This window comes from Acidobacteriota bacterium (assembly GCA_012517875.1).
Lineage (GTDB): Bacteria > Acidobacteriota > JAAYUB01 > JAAYUB01 > JAAYUB01 > JAAYUB01.
In genome coordinates this window covers 16,836-33,129 of the sequence record JAAYUB010000155.1, presented here as the reverse complement: position 1 = coordinate 33,129, position 16,294 = coordinate 16,836, and the positions used below count along the sequence as shown (strand labels likewise).

The window sequence follows — 16,294 nt, the reverse complement described above, 5'->3', positions numbered from 1 at the left end:
GCTGGCTGGAGCCGTTCCGGCCGCTGGCCTTCACCGCCTCGTGCGGCCGGGTGCCCGCCGGCGGCGGCCCGTGCCAGGGCAACCCGCACGAAGGGCATTGAGTCAGTAATAGGATTTGAAATATATATCGATCGGGGGTCGGGTTTCGGATGTCAGGAGGAGACATGAACGATCATATTTTCAAGACAGGACGGATCCTGGGCGCGATGGTCATGCTGGCCTTGCTGACGGGGCTTTTCTGTCTGCCGGTGCTGGCCGCGGATAACCTGGGCGGGGGCCGCAAAGTCATTCCTCCCGCGGTCGTGGACCCGGCCACCGGCGAGTCGCTGGTCTTCATCGCCTCCGACTGGAAGACCTATCACCCGTTCGCTGAGCGCTACCTGCCGGCCGACCAGCTTCAGGCGGCCGGCGACCATGTCATCGACCTGGCGGCATTCCAGTTCGCCACCGACCGCCTGGTGAGCAAGGACCGGGCGGGCCGCAAGTCGTTTGCCTACCCTGATCTTGGCAGCTTCCAGCCAAGTCTGGTCAAGCGGCCGTTCACCGCCGGCACGTGGGACTACTTCATCGTCCAGGCCGACTCGCCCGACGGCCAGACAGCCCTCCGGCAGCATCTGGAACAGTCCGGCATCGCCATCCTGGGCTACCTGCCCCGACTGGCTTACCTGGTGCGCCTGGACACCGCCGGCTGGAAGGCCCTGGAGCAGCGTCCCGAGGTGTTCTGGATGGGTCTGTACCAGCCGGCCTTCCGGATTTATCCGAAGCTCGATTGGGTGATCGAAGCCGATCCGCTGAAAGAGCTGGAATTCACTGCTCACTTCGATCCGCTGCTATATCCGGATTTTGAAGACCTGTTTGACGTGTTGAGCCGGGTGAACCTGGACATCACGGATTACGACCACAACGGCGACTTCTGGCTGGTCCGGTTTGCCGGTGAAGCCCAGCAGGCGCGCGCCCTGGCCGCCGTGCCCGGCTGCTTTTGGGTGGAGCGGTTTGTGCCCCATGAACTGCACAACAACATCGCCCGCACGTCGGCCAATACCACCACCGGCCGCGGCGCCACCGCCGGCCCGATCATGGATGTGGAGGACGTTTGGGCCCGGGGCATCCGCGGCGAGGGGCAGATCGCGTCGGCTTCAGACACGGGTCTATCCACCGGCAATTTGGCCACCTTGCATCAGGATTACGGACAACAGGGCTCCAGCACCAATCCCATGCGGGTGATCAAAGGCTACGCCTTGGGACGGACAACGTGGGATGACAACCAGACCACCGGCGGCGGACACGGCACCCACACCTCCGGCTCCATCGTGGGCAATGGCTTCCGGTCCGGCTCCACGCCGAACACGAACACGTTCCCGTCCACCTGTTTCGCCGGCACTGCGCCCAAGGCGCAATTCGTGTTCCAGTCGGTTATGGACAGCAGTGGTGGACTTGGCGGGATTCCCGCAGACCTCAACAATCTGTTCAGTCCGCCCTATGCGGACGGCGCCCGCGTGCATTCCAATTCGTGGGGCGCCGCGCTCGCCGGCCAGTATTCAACCGATTCATCAAATCTGGACAGGTTTGCCTGGAACAATAAGGACATGGTGATCACTTTTTCGGCCGGCAACTCGGGCCGGGACACTGGTGGAACCAGCGGCGTGATCGACACGGATTCAATCGGATCTCCGGGCACGGCGAAGAACTGCATCACCGTCGGCGCATCGGAAAATTACCGGCCTGATTTTGTCTACGAGTACCCCGAGAACGATTGCACCGGGACTGCTTTCACCCAGGTGGCGTGGGGCTGGTTCAACGGCACGAATTTCGGCCGCGAGCCGATCTATTCGGATCCGATGGCCAACAACGCCAATGGGATGGGCGCGTTTTCCTCGCGCGGGCCCTGCGACGATGGACGCATCAAGCCGGACATCACGGCACCGGGCATAGCCATTATCTCGACCCGGACCGACTTGAACCAGGCCTACGAACAATAGGGCATCTGTAACGTGCCGACCGCTCAGCGGCCGTACTACGTGAACATGGGTGGGACATCGATGTCCAATCCGCTGACCGCCGGAGCATCCACGCTGGTCCGCCAATACTACGTCGACGGCTGGCACCCCAACAACAGTTCCACAACCAACTCCAGCGCCGTGCCAGTTGACGGGTTCAATCCCTCATCAGCCCTGGTCAAGGCCACCCTGATCAACGGAGCCTGGGACATGAATCCCGGCCAGTACGGCACCGGGACCACCCGGGAGCTGCCGCCGGACTGGGACACCGGCCGCGATCTCCCCAACAACGCCGAGGGCTTCGGCCGGGTGGACCTGGAACATTCTTTGTTCCCGGGTTCCGGCTGGGGGGATGATGCCAGCCGCAAACTGGCCGTGTACGATGTGACGCCCGGACTCCAGACGGGACAGACCCACACTTACACTTTTTACCTCGCCAACGCCAACGATCCGCTGATCGTCACCCTTGTCTGGACCGACCCATGGGCCGCAGCGGCATCCGGCACCCGTCTGATCAACAACATGGACCTCGAGGTCTACGCACCTGGCGGCACCCGCTACTATCCGAACCGCAAGGACTGGACCGGCGGCACCCAGGACAGTATCAACAACGTGGAGCAGGTTTACGTGTCGTCGCCGGCATCGGGCGAATGGAGCATCACCGTCCGCGGCACCAATGTGCCGGGCAACGGCACCAGCGGCACCAACACCCAGCCGTATGCCTTGGTGATGAGCGGCGTTTCCTGTTTGGCGCTCAGTGCCCCATCCGGATTTAGTGCATTGGCCAACAACAACAGCATCTACCTGGACTGGAACTCAGTGACCGGTGCCGTTCAATACAAAGTGTATCGCTCCACCACGTCGGGTGGGCCTTACTCCTTACTATCTACAGTCAGCGCACCCACGACCGATTACAGCGACAACAACCTTTCCGGCGGGTTCACCTACTATTACGTCGTCACCTCGTACGGCAGCGGCAGCAGCGCCTGCGATTCCGGTTATTCAGTTGAAGCGTCAGCCACAGTACAAGGCGCATGTAATTTACCACCAATGTTCAATGGCTTGGGTTCAGTCTCGGCGCCAGGCGGAACCGGCTGCACACTGGAGTTGAGTTGGGATGCAGCGATCGCGCAATGCAGTGGACCTGTGACCTACTCAATATATCGAAGCACTTCGACGGGATTCACCCCGAGCCTGTCTAACCGGATTGCGGTGGGTATCACCGGGACCACTTATCAGGACACGGATGGCTTGCTGCCGGCGACTACCTATTATTACGTTGTCCGGGCGACCGACGAAAGTAATGGTGTGTCTGAATCCAACACCGTCGAACAATCCGGAATGTCCACGGGCCCAATTGTAGATACCACATGGAGCGCCGGGGCTGAATCTGGGGATCCGACGTTAACAATGAATGGCTTGTGGAGTATCTCCAGCACCCGGAGACATTCAGGCACCTACAGTTATTTCTCGGGCTATTCAAACAATCTGTGCGCCAACGTCCGGACGCCTAGTTTGACGCTAACTGCGGGACAATCTTCCACCCTGAGCTTCTGGACAGCCTTCAATATCCAAAGCCGTTATGACGGTGGGGTCGTTGAAATCAGCACCAACGGCGGCAGTAGTTGGACGCAATTGACGCCGACACCAGGATACCCTAGCACGTTTCGTAATTCGGCGGATGCATGCGGCTACGCGACCGGAGTTGGTTGTTTTACTGGGAACAATCTAACATGGAATAGTTATTCGGTCAGTTTGAGTAGCTACAACGGACTTACGATTATTATCCGATTTAATTTCTCAACAAACGGCAATACGGTTTCTGAGGGCTGGTATGTGGATGACATCAGCATCACCCACGTTGCCCAGCTAGGTGCCTGCACTGGCACACCGGCGGATGTAGTTTACTTGACAGCGACGGCGACGAATGAAAGCAACAAGCTGGAGTGGGTGAACCCGGCGGGGAGCTACACCACCACCCGGATTCGCTATCGGACCGACACGTATCCCACCAGCCCCACGGACGGCACGCTGCTGGCGGACCAGGCGGGGACGGCCGGCGAGTACGACTCGCTGGAGCACCTCAGCCTGACCAACGGCACGACTTACTACTATGCGGCGTTCGTCTACAACGGCAGCGCCTACTCCAGCGGCAAGACGGTGGCGGCGCGGCCGTTCGACACGAGCGGCGCCGTGAAGTGGGCGTACAGCACCGGCGCCACGGCGCTGGCGCCGCCGGGCGTCAACCCGGGCGCCATCGGGGCCGGCGGCGTCTACGCCGTGTCCAACGACCGGAACCTCCACGCCACCAACCCGTCGGCTGCCGGCGGCGACTGGCCGCGCGCGGGCGGCTACACGTGGGAGCCCATGGCCATGAACGGTCCGGCCCAGGACCGGCCGGCGGTGGTGCCCACGGCGCTGGTCTCCGGTGCCGACGAGGTGGCCTTCGTGGGCTCCCAGGACGGCTATGTCTACGCCGCTGACGCCGAGACCGGCGCGCCGCTCTGGACGAGCGCCTCGCTGGGCGAGGTGGTCCAGGCGGCGCCGTCGGCGATGTTCACCGCGTACGGCGGCGCCTACGACCTGGTGTTCGCCGCCACGCGCAACGCCACGAGCGAAAACAAGGTCTACGCGCTGAACCCGGCCACCGGGGCCACGCTCTTCAGCTTCAACAACGGCGGCGGCTCAAACGCCATGGGCATCATCAGCGGCGGCGTCCTGGTGGACTACGACACCAACCGGGTCTACTTCGCCAGCCGGGCCAAGGGCGGCGGCTCCAGCCACACCGTCTGGTGCCTGTCGTTCAACGGCTCGGCGTTCGCCAAAGTCTGGTCTCAGCCCTTGGGCGACATCGACGGCGTGCCCGTGGTCTGGAACGGCCGGGTGTTCGTGGGCACCAACGCCGGCGTGGTGTACTGCCTGGACGCCGCCGACGGGTCCACCCAGTGGAGCTACAACACGGGCACGGGTACGCCGGTGAAGGCGTACCTGTTCCCCACCTACACCGCCACCCCCCACCGGCTGTTCTTCAGCACCAGCAACAACGTCTACTGCATCACCGACGACGGCGGCGCCAACTACACGGTGCGCTGGGCGGTGACCGACATCCCGTCGCCGTCCACGCCGCTGTTCCTGTTCGGCACGTCCTACATCTACGTGGGCGCAAGCGACGGGCGGCTCTACCAGATCAACATCACCACCGGCGCCCACGCCTCGGTGGAACTGGCGCCCGGCGCCTCGCCGGTGCCGGTGGTGGGGAGCCCGGCCTACGACTACGTGAACCGAATGGTGTACGTGGGCACCGACACCGGCGTGATGTACGCCGTGAGCGTGCCGCTGCCCTAAGGAGGCGATCATGCGCAACATCGTAACCACCCTGCTGATCATCGGCGCCCTGGCCCTGCCCGCCTCCGGCGCCGCGGTTGAAGTCGACAAGGTCACGGCCAAGCCGTGCGCCTACGTGCTGGCCAGCTCGCCCGAGGAAAACACCAATGCTTACGCCAGCAAGTTCTCGGCCAGTCGGACGGTGGACCTGACCCTGTCGGTGTTGCTGCCGACCACGTTCACGGGCGAGCACCGGCTGGCGCTCCGCGTGTACACGCCCAACGGCAGCCTGTACCAGGAGCTGGCGGTGCCGGTGGCCTCGCCGGGCACGGCCAAGGCGCAGGGCCTGCAGACCCGTACCCTCCCCGGCTACCCGCGGGCCAAGAAGGTGGTGATCCCCCAGGAGGTCTCGTACCTGAACCAGCGGTTCTACCGGGTGGACGTTCCCTTCCCGGTGGGCGGCACCCTGATCACCAGCAATGGGCTGTACGGCAAGTGGCGGATCACCGCGCACCTGGACGGCGCGGACGACGCCTGCGGCGCGGCCGCCCAGATCGTCATCACCGAGTAAGTGAACCGGCCGCCGGGACGGTCCCCACAGCGGACGGCCGCCCGACGGTTGCGGATATTCCGGTTTGATGGGTGAGTGAGGTGGGGATCGGCGGAACGCAATATCCGCCATCATGATGAGAGACCCGGCAAGCGGTTGCCGGGTTTTTTTTCGCGTCGCGCGCCCGCCGGTCGGCGCGGCGAACGGGCCGCGGCGGTCGACCGGCCCTTCCGCCGACCGTCCGCTGCCCGCGCCGCGGGATGGGGCGCGCCGGCTTGCCTGGGCCCCGGCCGGTGTGATATGGTGGAAACAAGCCGTCGGCGCCGGGCCGTCAGCGAACCGGGCCGGCGTGTGGAGCGCGATGAATCTGGCCAATTATCTCACGCTGCTGCGGATTTTCTCGATCCCCTTCCTGGTGACGGTGCTCCTCACCGAGTTTCCCAACAAGGAGATCTGGGGGATCGGGCTGTTCCTCGCGGCGTCGGTGACCGACGTCCTGGACGGCTACATCGCCCGCCGGCGGCGCCAGGTCACCACCATGGGCATCCTGATGGACCCCCTGGCCGACAAGCTGTTGGTCACCTCGGCCTTCATCATTCTGGTCCAGCTTCATCTGGTGCCGGCCTGGATGGTGGTGATCATCATCGGCCGCGAGTTCGCCGTCACCGGGTTGCGGAACCTGGCCTCGTCGGAAGGGCTGATCATCCGGGCGTCGGCGCTGGGAAAGACCAAGATGGTCTTCCAGGTGGTGGCGGTCTGCCTCATCCTGGCCGGGGCGCGGTTCGGCGGGATCTGGCTGCTGCTGGGGAAGATCTCGCTCTGGCTGGTGCTGGTGATCGCGGTCAGCAGCATGGTGCATTATTTCTTCGTGTTCTGGCGCAAGATCGACGCGCATCGCAAAAAGCGGATCCGCCTGAAGCGCAAGCTGTTCCAGCGGCGGCAGAACCGGGTGATCCGGGAGGCCCGCAGTGAACCCTCTGTCGAATGACATCCGGACGGAGTGCCTGTTCCTCGCGCGCAAGACTTTGCACGCCCACGTGCGGCGGCAACAGGCGAGCGACGCCTACCGGCCGGCGCACCCCGAGCTGGAACTCCCCTGCGGCGCCTTCGTCACCCTGAAACGGGGCGGGGAGTTGCGCGGCTGTATCGGCTACGTCGAGGCCATCAAGCCGCTGTGGGAAACCATCGTTGACTGCACCGTCTCGGCGGCGAGCCACGACCCGCGCTTCCCGCCCGTGGCGCCCGACGAACTGGCGGCGATCACCATCGAGATCTCGGTGCTCTCGCCCATGCGCGACGTGGCCGACCTGGCGGAGATCGTCGTGGGCCGCGACGGCCTGCTGATCTCCACCGGCTTCCGCCGCGGGCTGCTGCTGCCCCAGGTGGCCACCGAGTACGGCTGGGACCGCGAGGAGTTTCTGCGCCACACCTGCCGTAAGGCGGGCCTGCCCGACGACGCATGGCGCAAGGGCGCGCGCATCCAGGCATTCACCGCCGACGTCTTCGGCGAATCCGAGGCATAATCCGTCGACAGCCGCGGCCGGCGCCCAGCCGCCCCGGGCGGCCAGCCGGACGCATCACCGGCCGCACGCGGCGGCCAGCGGATCGGAGGTTCGGGAGCAAGAGGTGAGCATGCAACCGAGAAGAATCTTCATCACCGAGTACGACAGGGAGCGGCTGGAGAAAATCCTGCCCGCCACCCCGGATGTCACCAACCGTAACCGGCAGGACCTGCGGAACCTGGCCAAGGAGCTGGCGCGGGCCAAGATTGTGCCGCCCGAGCGGATTCCGCCCGACGTCGTGACCATGAACTCGCGGGTGATCCTGCGCGACCTGGACTCAAACGAGACGATTACCTACACGCTGGTCTTCCCGAAGGACGCGGACATCGGCGCCGGCGCCATCTCCGTCCTGGCACCGGTGGGCACCGCCATCATCGGGTACGCCGTCGGGGATGTCATCGAATGGCCGGTGCCGGGCGGCACCCGCCGCATCCGCATCGAACAGATCCTGTACCAGCCGGAGGCGGCAGGCGATTTCCACCTGTGATGCGGCGAGGTCGGGCCGGTCACGCCGCTGCCGTGACGGGGCGGATCCGGCTCAGATCCGGGCCGGATCAATGTCGAGGCGCTTGAGTTTTTCGTTCAGCGTGGTGGCGTTGAGCTGCAGGAGCTGGGCGGCGCGTTTCTGGTTGCCGCTGGTCTTCCGGAGCGCCTGGACGATGAGCCGGCGCTCGAAGTCCGCGACCGCCTCCTTGAGGGCGAGACCGGTATCGGGGACGTCCTCCACCACGCGGAACAGGTCCTGGCCGGCGGTCATCTCCATGGGGAACTGGGCCCGGTGGATGCAGTGATCGTCGCCGCTGAGCACGACGGCCCGTTCGATGACGTTCTCCAGCTCGCGGACGTTGCCGGGCCAGCGGTAGTTGATGAGCAGGTTCATGGCGTCCTGCTCGATGGTGCAGCGGGGGCGGCCGTTGTCGTCGCAGATCTTCTCAATGAAATGCTCCACCAGCAGCGGGATGTCATCGCGGCGCTCGCGGAGCGGCGGCAGGTCGATCCGGATCACGTTGAGCCGGTAGTAGAGGTCCTCGCGGAACTTCCCCTGCTGGACCAGGTTCTTCACATCCTCGTTCGAGGCGGCCAGCAGCCGCACGTCCACCCGGATGTTCTCCACGTCCCCCAGGCGGCGGAACTCCTTTTCTTGGATCACCCGCAGGAGCTTGGCCTGCAGCTCCATGCTGATGTTGCCGATCTCGTCGAGGAAGATGGTGCCGCCGTTGGCCACCTCGAAGAGGCCCTTCTTGGTGGCCACGGCGCCGGTGAAGGCGCCCTTCTTGAAGCCGAACAACTCGCTCTCCAGCAGCTCGGTGGGGATGTTGCCGCAGTTGATGGGGATGAACGGCTGGTCGGACCGGGGGGAATAATTGTGGATGGCCTTGGCCACGAGCTCCTTGCCGGTACCGCTCTCGCCCACAACGAGCACCGTGCTCTTGGTGGGGGCCACCTGGCGGATCAGCTTGAAGATTTCCTGCATTCGGGGGGCCTTGCCCACGATGGACTCGAACGAATACTGCCGCTGGAAGCTCTGGCGCAGGTAGAGGTTCTCCAGGACCAGCGCCCGCTTCTGCAGGCCGTTCTTGATTTCCAGGAGCAGCTCGTCGTTCTTGAATGGCTTGGTGATGAAGCCGTAGGCGCCGTTGCGGGTGGCGGTGACGGCGCTCTCGATGGTGCCGTAGGCGGTGATCATGATGACCACCGCCTGGGGATCGAGCAGCCGGACCTCATGGAGCACCTGCATGCCGTCCAGTTCGGGCATCATCAGGTCGACCAGGACCAGGTCGTAGGCGTTGGCTGAGAATTTCTCCAGGCCCTCCCGCCCGTTCACGGCGCCGTCCAGAATGTAGCCCTCCTTGCGCAGGAGCGTGCCCAGGACGTCGTGCATAATGGCCTCATCGTCGATGAGTAAAATCCGTTCCTGGCCCGGGCGCTCTTTGGTCGTCATGAGCTGGACGCCTCCTTCGCGGCGGGTTCCGCCGCGGGCAGCTTGATGGTGAACCGGGTGCCCTGACCCGGTTCGCTCTCCACGAAAATACGGCCCGCGTGCTCCTGGATGATGCCGTAGCTCACGGACAGGCCGAGTCCCGTCCCTTGGCCCACCTCCTTGGTGGTGAAGAACGGATCGTAGATTTTCTGGCGGATCTCCGGCGGGATCCCCTTGCCGTTGTCCTCGAACTGGATCACGGCGAAGCCGTCGCCGAAGCGGCTCCGGATGTCGATGTGTCCGCCCGGGGGGACGGCATCCCGGGCGTTGAGCAGGATGTTGACGAACACCTGCATGAGCTGGCCCTCATTACCGCGCACCGGCGGCAGGTCCGGCGCCAGATCCATGCGGATGGCGATGGTCTTCTTGGTGAACTGGTGCTCCAGGAGGGCCACCGACTCCTGCAGCAGCTCGTTGAGGGAGACGGAGCCGAATTCGGTGGTCTGCACCCGGGCAAAGTTCAGCAGGTTCTGGACGATCTCGGACGCCCGGAAACACTGGCTTTCGATTTTCTTGAGCATGGTGTGATGGGGGTGGTTCTGGCCGGTCTCGTCGATGAGCATCTGGGTGAAGCTGCTGATGCCGGTGAGCGGCGTGTTCACCTCGTGAGCTACGCCGGCGGCGATGAGGCCCAGCGACGACAACTTCTCCGCCTGGAGCAGTTGGGTCTCAAGCTGGACGCGGGCGGTGATGTCGTCGAACACCAGCAGCGTCCCGGCCACCTGGCCGGTTTCCCGGACGAACGGGCTCACGGTCAGGTTGACAAACCGCTTGTCGCCGCGGCGGTTCTCGAGGAACAGCTTGTAGAAGTTGGCCGTGTCGCTGGTGGTGTAGGAGTCCGCGGGAAAGGCGTTGCGGATGGTGGCCGACAGGTCGGGCGCAAACACCTCCTCCAGCCGGCGGCCGATGGCCTGCCGGCCCGGCAGATAGTAAAGCTGGACCATCGCCTGGTTCCAGGTGGTGATGATGCCGTCGTTGCTCACGACCACGACCCCGACGTTGATGCCCTCGACGATGTTCTCGTTGTATGCCTTGAGCGCCTCGAGCTCGTGGGCCTTGGCCTGGAGGGTGGAGTAGAGCCGGGAGTTTTCCAGGGCGATGGCGGCGTAGCCGGCAATCATGCTCAGGAGCTCCAGGTCTTCGGAGGACAGGAAGGTCTCCTGGGGCCCCTTGCCCAGGGCGATGACGCCGATGGTCTCGTTGCGGTGCGCCATGGGCTGGAAGTAGAACAGGGACAGCCGGGCGTACTCGTCCCGCAGCGCCAGATTCTCCGGGCGGGTTTCCTCCTCGATGATGGTGAAGGGCAGGGTGGGAACGTTCACCCCGGTGATCAGGAAGGCATCGGGAATGGTGAACCGCTGGCGGGGCGGCAGGGGGCGCCGGAGGCCGCGGTAGGCCAGCAGGTCATATTGCTCGGGCTCCTGCGGGTAGCGCAGGAAGATGGCGACCGTCTCCACCTTCAGCGACTTGTTCACGCGCTCGATGATCGCGGAGGTGATGGTCTCCATGCTGCTTTCGGTGCTGATGGTGTGGCCGAACTCGATGAGGGACTGACGGTATTTGTATTCGTCCTTGTAGAAGAAACGGTCGATCTCCTGCTGGACCCGCCGGCGGATGGGCGCGAACAAGAAGGCCACCACGAGCGCCGAGATGGCGATGGCGAAGGTGTTGGATTCGGGGAAGAAGAACTGCAGGATCACGCCACTGAGACCGATCAGCAGGAAGTAGATGCCCAAGACGGCGGCGCTGGCGATGAAATAGGCCGCGCCGCGCTTGAACAGAATGTCCACGTCCATCAGCCGGTACTTCACGATGGCGTATGCAAACGAAATGGGCAGGAAGATGAGGCACAGGATGGACGCCTGCATCAGCGGGTTGATGTCGAGGTTCAGCAGGAAGGGGAGGACGTAGAAGAAGAAGAACGGGACGAGCGAGAGCGTGGTGCCGATGACAATCCACTTCATCTGCTGACGCAGCTCGGTGGATTCGGAGCTGTAGCGCGAGATGAACAGCAGCGTCAGACCGCCGAGAAAAAACAGGCTGAAATAGATCAGGTGGACGATGTCCAGAGTGATCCGGGCCGACAGGGTGCGGGGCAGGCCGATCCACGCCAGCCGGCCGGCGAACCAGAAAATCTGCAGGCCCAGCAGGAACACAAACGGGAGATAGATGAAGAGGATCACCGGGGAATGGGTCCGCAGCCAGCTCTTGCGGGTGGGGAAGTTCATGCTGAAGTGCAGGAACAGGGGCGGCAGCAACAGGGTCGAGACCACCGAGATCCAGTACACCAGATAGTCAAACGGCTGCAGCCGGTTGATGTAACTGAACAGATACAGCGAGAACGAGAACAGGCACACCAGGTAGAAGTGGATGCTGCCGCGGCTGCGCCAGTACTTGACCAGGATCAGGACACCCACGCAGAGGTAGACGAAGGCAACGATGATCCGGAAGAAGTCCTTCATGGCCAGGACCGGCTTCGGCTGGATCGTCAGGCGGATCTCCTTGACGTCGCCGGTGGACCGGTCTTTGAGGAAGTAATGGGCCGTCTCGCCGGGGTTGAGCAGGAACAGCACGTCGGTGTAGTCGCCCATGTTGAGGATTTCGTGCTGGTTGATGCGCAGCAGGGTGTCGCCGGGCTGGACATCCGGCAGGGGCTGCTCGCCGGTCACCGTGAGGACCACCACGCCTTCATCGCGCTCGATCCAGGCGATGCCGTCGGACGGGTCGTTCCAGCTGATCCGGTCGCGTATGTTAAAAATTCCGGCGGTCAGAAAGCCCAAACCCACCAGCAACAGCCCGTATACTTTCAGCTTGTCGGTCAGGGTGGGATGGCTCATGCTTCCTTCTGCGCTGCTGCTGTGAAAATTGCCGCAAGACCCATGCCATGAACGCGCTGGTAACGGCTATTCCAATAAACTGAAAACAATCAGGTTATTCGGGATGCTAGCCGCTGATCCAAAATTCCGAAACATATTTTACAATAATTTGAACAGGGGTTCAATATATTGAACAAGTCGGATCGGCTTGATGTGGACAGATTTGTTCCCGGAAATGTTCCTTGAACCGGGAGTCGGGAAATCGGTGGGATGGAGCTGCGTCAGAAGCGGAAGCTGATGCCGCCGCGGAGTGTCCGGGGTGCCCGGACGAGGATCAGATCACCGGAGGTGGTCTCGTACACCTGAACTCCCTGGTTCAGGATGTTGCGGATATCGACGATCGCTTCCCACTTGCCGATGGATGTCTCGAAGAGGGGGATGGATTGGCGGACAAACACACTGAGGGAGTTGTCGGTCACGTCGTAGAAGTCGGAATAGGCATCGATGGGCGCCAGCGGGTTGCCATCGGCCCGGCGGTAGATGGCGGTGAGGTCGGTGCCGGTTTTCTCGAAACGCGCGTTGATCGATGCCGCAAGCACGTTGAAATATCGGTTGTTGATCTGGGTCGACAGATCCGATATGGCGGGTTTCTGCAAACCGGCCGGCGTCAGCTCGGCCCCGGAACCGTAGATGTAGAGGACCGAGGTGCTGATCGACTGGGTCCACGAATGGGTGAGGTTGAACCGGAAACCTTGCGATTCGGCCATATCGGAGGGGACAAGCGGGAACTGGGTGACGCCGGTCCCCGGGCTCTTCAGGATGGCCACGAACGGGTAGCCGGAACCGGCGACTTCGTCAAGGAAGGAGCTGACTTCCAGATTGGTGTTGTCGCCGAGAAAGAAGTTGAGCCCCGCTTCCATGTGATCCACCCGGTTGGTGAACGCGCTGTTGTTGATTTTGGCGATGTTGAGCGGCGTGTGAAGCGAGATCAGGTCGCCCTCGGGCAGGGTGATGGTCTGATCGTGGGACACCCGGTCGCTGTTGAGTTGGAATCGGAACGACAGGTCCTCAACGGGATTGAAGAAGACCTGGAACCGCGGGCTGATGTGGGCGGCTTTCCGGTTGCTCTTGGAGTAATCGATGTCGAAGCCGTAGACCAGTGTCAGCGGTTCGGCGATCTTGAAATAATCCTGGATGCCGACGCTGATGTTCTGGATGGGCTCAATGGTTTTCAGAATGTCGTTTTCCAGCGCGTTGGCGTCGACCCCGCCCAGATCATGGATGGCCCGGGCCTTTTCGCCCGCCTTGTTGTAGCTCAGGTTCAGCTGAAGCTTGTGCTTATCGGACACGTGATAGTTGACGATGTTCTTGAGGCGGTACTGGCTGTCCGTCCCGGTGGTGAGGAGACCGGTGACGACGTAGCTGTTGTTGCCGCCCAGCGGCTCCACGTAGGCGAAGCGGGTGGAAAACCCGGTGCCGATGGGATTGGGCCACACGGAATATCCCAGCGGATTGAGCGGCTGGGAGGTGGTGAACTGAACCTGGCCGCTGCGACCGGTCGATTTCTTGTCCGTCTCGGTGAGCAGCCGCCGGCCGGGCGGCGGCTCCGGAGCGTTGGGGGAGGCGCGGAAAATCAGGCCCCGGTCCTTCGATGAGCGCAGGACGGTGGCCACGTCCCAATTGCCGGTATTCTGCTCGTCGGACGACAGGTTTTTCAGGATGACGAACAGGGGGTTGTTCTGCAGGGGGGCGAGGATGCTGTAGGAGGTGGGCTCGTATCCGGATTTGACGATGCTGATGATGTACCGGCCCGGTTTGACATCGCTGAGGGAAAAGGCGCCGTCACGGCCGGACTTGACCGTGAACAGCGGCTTGTCGGTCCAGTTTTCCTTGAACAGGGAAATCACGGCACCCACCAGCGGCGTGCCGGATTCGTTGCGGACGATGCCTTCCAGAATCGAAACGGATCCGCCCGGCGCCGCCCACAGAGGCGCCAACTGACAAGACACGAGCAACAGGATCAGGCCAACCGTGCTCGGGAGTTTTTTCCACGCGCCTGGCATTTTGCCCAACCTCTTGCAAATATTATATCAATCCCTTTCCGGACAAGTCAATCCCGCGTGCACACAATCCCCAGTTTAAGATGCCTGGATGTCCAGTTTAGTTTACTCTCCTTCATCGATAGTCGGCCATCGTCTTGAGGAGTCTGAACAACTGGTTATACGGAACGCACCGCATGCGGTTCGGGGGGCACATCGCCAGATGCCTGACTGGCTGCCGGTGGCGGTGCTCAGGTGAGCCGATCCAGAGCGATGACCGGCAGGTAAACGCTGAAACAGGAGCCTGTACCCAAATCACTGGTTACTTCTACGCGGCCGCCGTACTTCTCAACCGTCTTTTTGACGATGGACAAGCCGAGGCCGGTGCCGGTCTTGAGCTCCTTTTTTGCATTGGTGGCACGGAAAAATTCGTCGAACACCCGCGGGAGTTCTGCAGGCGGAATGCCGATGCCCGTGTCGCAGATCTTGAAGAGAAAGAAGTTGTCGGGCAGCAGCGTGCCGATCACGGCAATCTCACCACCCTCGGGGGTGTACTTGATCGCGTTTCCGAGCAAGTTGTGGAAAATGCGCTCCAGATCCTGCAGGTCGCCGCGGAAGATCACGTTGGGATGCTCGATCTGGATGCTGAGGCGAAGCCCCTTCTCGGCCATCTTGGCTTCCATCTCTTTTACGATCCGGGAGATCGACTCGTAGACCAGAATATCGTTTTTGTCTTCTTCGGGCATCCGCTGGCTGCCGCGCGCCAGGTCGAGCAACTCGTTGATGAATTCGAGGAGCTGCGTCATCCGGTGGTCAGCCCGGCCGATCATCTCCCGGGCTTTAGCGCTGACATCACCTGCATATCCTTCCAGCACCACCTGGAGCAGGCTTTGACTGGCTGCCAAGGGGGCGCGGATCTCGTGGCTCACGACCCGCAAAAACCGGGTCTTGGCCTCATCCATTTTCACGACATCGGTGTACGCGCGTTGCAGGGTGTCCTGCAGTTCCAGTAGATTGGCCTCCCGCCGGCGCAGTTGCTGGACGAGGAAGGTGGAAAGGTAGATGATGAAAAGAATGATCGCGTTGAAGGAGAAGAGGAAAACCAGCAAATACGACGGATTTTCGTAATGGGGCAGAACGGGAATGGCCGGGAAGTCGGGAAGCGGCCAAATGCCCAGCATCTCCAGGAGCGTCATCCCGTTGACCATGACAATGGCCAGGAGCCCTTGTAGAAAGCACTCTCGTCGCGACACCAGGATGGATGACAGCACAACGTGCAGCAGGAAGAACAGGATGAACGGGCTGTCCACCCCCCCCGTCAGGTGGCACAGCGCAGTCAGGGCCAGCCAGTCCAGGATGATCTGCAGGTGGATGCTCAGGCGGGCGTCCAGCCACCGGCGCAGCTGGCGGAAAACCAGGTTGTAGAGCAGGATGGCCAGGCCGATGTAGAACAGCGGCGTCGTGTTGAGTCCCGGGATCAGCCAGCGTCCCGCCAACCCCAGGAGTACAGTCCCGGTGGCGGCGAACCAGCGCAGTCGGACGAACCAGCGGATGCGCTCCGGCAGCTCACTCTTCAGGGGAAGATCTTTGATATCCATTCGAGCTGTGTCCTATCGCCGGAGGAGCAGAGTTTGCACCTTCTCCAGCAGTTGTTTGGGTGACACGGGCTTGGAGATGAATTCATCCACGGGCAGGAAGTCACCGTCCGTCTTCGGGTCGAATTTCATCCCCTTCTTCTCGGCGATTGAAGTGATCATCAGCAGCGGAGTGCGCTGATAGGCGGCGTATTCCGACTTGGGGTCGGCGCTGCGCAAGGCCCATGAGACCTTGAAGCCTGCGGTGTCGTCTTCCATGATCACGTCGAGAATGATCAGGTCGGGCGAGACCTCCTTCACCCGGTTCAATCCCTCGGATCCGGCGAAGGCGGTGAAGACTTCGTACCCGCGGGTTTCCAGGGTCATCTTCATGGCTTCCACGATGTCGAAGTCGTCATCGATGATCAGAATTTTAGCCAACGCAACCTCC

Annotated in this window: 11 protein-coding genes; 6 read left to right on the top strand and 5 right to left on the bottom strand. The window is 62.5% G+C overall.

The genetic code is table 11. From position 1 onward, the window contains the following. Nucleotides 1-164: 164 nt before the first annotated feature. From GX414_15370 to rnk, 6 genes are all read left to right on the top strand, one after another. Nucleotides 165-1,979, top strand: coding sequence for a S8 family serine peptidase (locus tag GX414_15370; GenBank protein NLI48482.1), 1,815 nt, complete (start codon nt 165-167; stop codon nt 1,977-1,979). A 60-nt stretch (nt 1,980-2,039) separates the two neighbouring features. Further along, nucleotides 2,040-5,342: a PQQ-binding-like beta-propeller repeat protein gene (locus GX414_15365; protein NLI48481.1), complete on the top strand. Its 3,303-nt coding sequence runs from the start codon at nt 2,040-2,042 to the stop codon at nt 5,340-5,342. Between the two features lie 10 nt (nt 5,343-5,352). After that, nucleotides 5,353-5,892, top strand: a complete 540-nt coding sequence (locus GX414_15360; GenBank protein ID NLI48480.1) for a hypothetical protein — start codon at nt 5,353-5,355, stop codon at nt 5,890-5,892. A gap of 340 nt (nt 5,893-6,232) precedes the next feature. Next, nucleotides 6,233-6,859 carry a CDP-diacylglycerol--glycerol-3-phosphate 3-phosphatidyltransferase gene (gene pgsA / locus GX414_15355; GenBank protein ID NLI48479.1) on the top strand — a complete coding sequence of 209 codons (627 nt, stop codon included), beginning with the start codon at nt 6,233-6,235 and terminating at the stop codon, nt 6,857-6,859. Beyond that, nucleotides 6,840-7,394 (top strand): AmmeMemoRadiSam system protein A, encoded by a 555-nt coding sequence (gene amrA, locus GX414_15350; GenBank protein ID NLI48478.1) that lies wholly within the window; start codon nt 6,840-6,842, stop codon nt 7,392-7,394. Before pgsA ends, amrA begins: the two co-directional genes overlap by 20 nt. Nucleotides 7,395-7,503: 109 nt before the next feature. Continuing rightward, complete coding sequence (gene rnk / locus GX414_15345) at nt 7,504-7,920, top strand: nucleoside diphosphate kinase regulator (GenBank protein NLI48477.1); 417 nt, start codon at nt 7,504-7,506, stop codon at nt 7,918-7,920. A gap of 51 nt (nt 7,921-7,971) precedes the next feature. Here the strand turns inward: rnk and GX414_15340 are convergent, their stop codons facing one another. From GX414_15340 to GX414_15320, 5 genes are all read right to left on the bottom strand, one after another. Then, nucleotides 7,972-9,375, bottom strand: a complete 1,404-nt coding sequence (locus tag GX414_15340) for a sigma-54-dependent Fis family transcriptional regulator (GenBank protein ID NLI48476.1) — start codon at nt 9,373-9,375, stop codon at nt 7,972-7,974. Continuing rightward, nucleotides 9,372-12,251: a PAS domain-containing protein gene (locus GX414_15335; GenBank protein NLI48475.1), complete on the bottom strand. Its 2,880-nt coding sequence runs from the start codon at nt 12,249-12,251 to the stop codon at nt 9,372-9,374. The genes GX414_15340 and GX414_15335 overlap by 4 nt, the downstream gene beginning before the upstream one ends. A 260-nt stretch (nt 12,252-12,511) precedes the next feature. Next, nucleotides 12,512-14,239 (bottom strand): TonB-dependent receptor, encoded by a 1,728-nt coding sequence (locus GX414_15330; protein NLI48474.1) that lies wholly within the window; start codon nt 14,237-14,239, stop codon nt 12,512-12,514. Between the two features lie 281 nt (nt 14,240-14,520). Further along, nucleotides 14,521-15,867, bottom strand: coding sequence for a HAMP domain-containing histidine kinase (locus GX414_15325; protein ID NLI48473.1), 1,347 nt, complete (start codon nt 15,865-15,867; stop codon nt 14,521-14,523). 12 nt (nt 15,868-15,879) lie between these two features. After that, nucleotides 15,880-16,284, bottom strand: a complete 405-nt coding sequence (locus GX414_15320; GenBank protein ID NLI48472.1) for a response regulator — start codon at nt 16,282-16,284, stop codon at nt 15,880-15,882. Nucleotides 16,285-16,294 lie beyond the last annotated feature (10 nt).

Coding starts and splice junctions, on each gene's coding strand:
- rnk (NLI48477.1), top strand. CDS start 7,504: ATGCAACCGAGAAGAATCTTCATCACCGAGTACGACAGGGAGCGGCTG.
- GX414_15340 (NLI48476.1), bottom strand. CDS start 9,375: ATGACGACCAAAGAGCGCCCGGGCCAGGAACGGATTTTACTCATCGAC.
- GX414_15365 (NLI48481.1), top strand. CDS start 2,040: ATGTCCAATCCGCTGACCGCCGGAGCATCCACGCTGGTCCGCCAATAC.
- pgsA (NLI48479.1), top strand. CDS start 6,233: ATGAATCTGGCCAATTATCTCACGCTGCTGCGGATTTTCTCGATCCCC.
- GX414_15325 (NLI48473.1), bottom strand. CDS start 15,867: ATGGATATCAAAGATCTTCCCCTGAAGAGTGAGCTGCCGGAGCGCATC.
- GX414_15370 (NLI48482.1), top strand. CDS start 165: ATGAACGATCATATTTTCAAGACAGGACGGATCCTGGGCGCGATGGTC.
- GX414_15360 (NLI48480.1), top strand. CDS start 5,353: ATGCGCAACATCGTAACCACCCTGCTGATCATCGGCGCCCTGGCCCTG.
- GX414_15335 (NLI48475.1), bottom strand. CDS start 12,251: ATGAGCCATCCCACCCTGACCGACAAGCTGAAAGTATACGGGCTGTTG.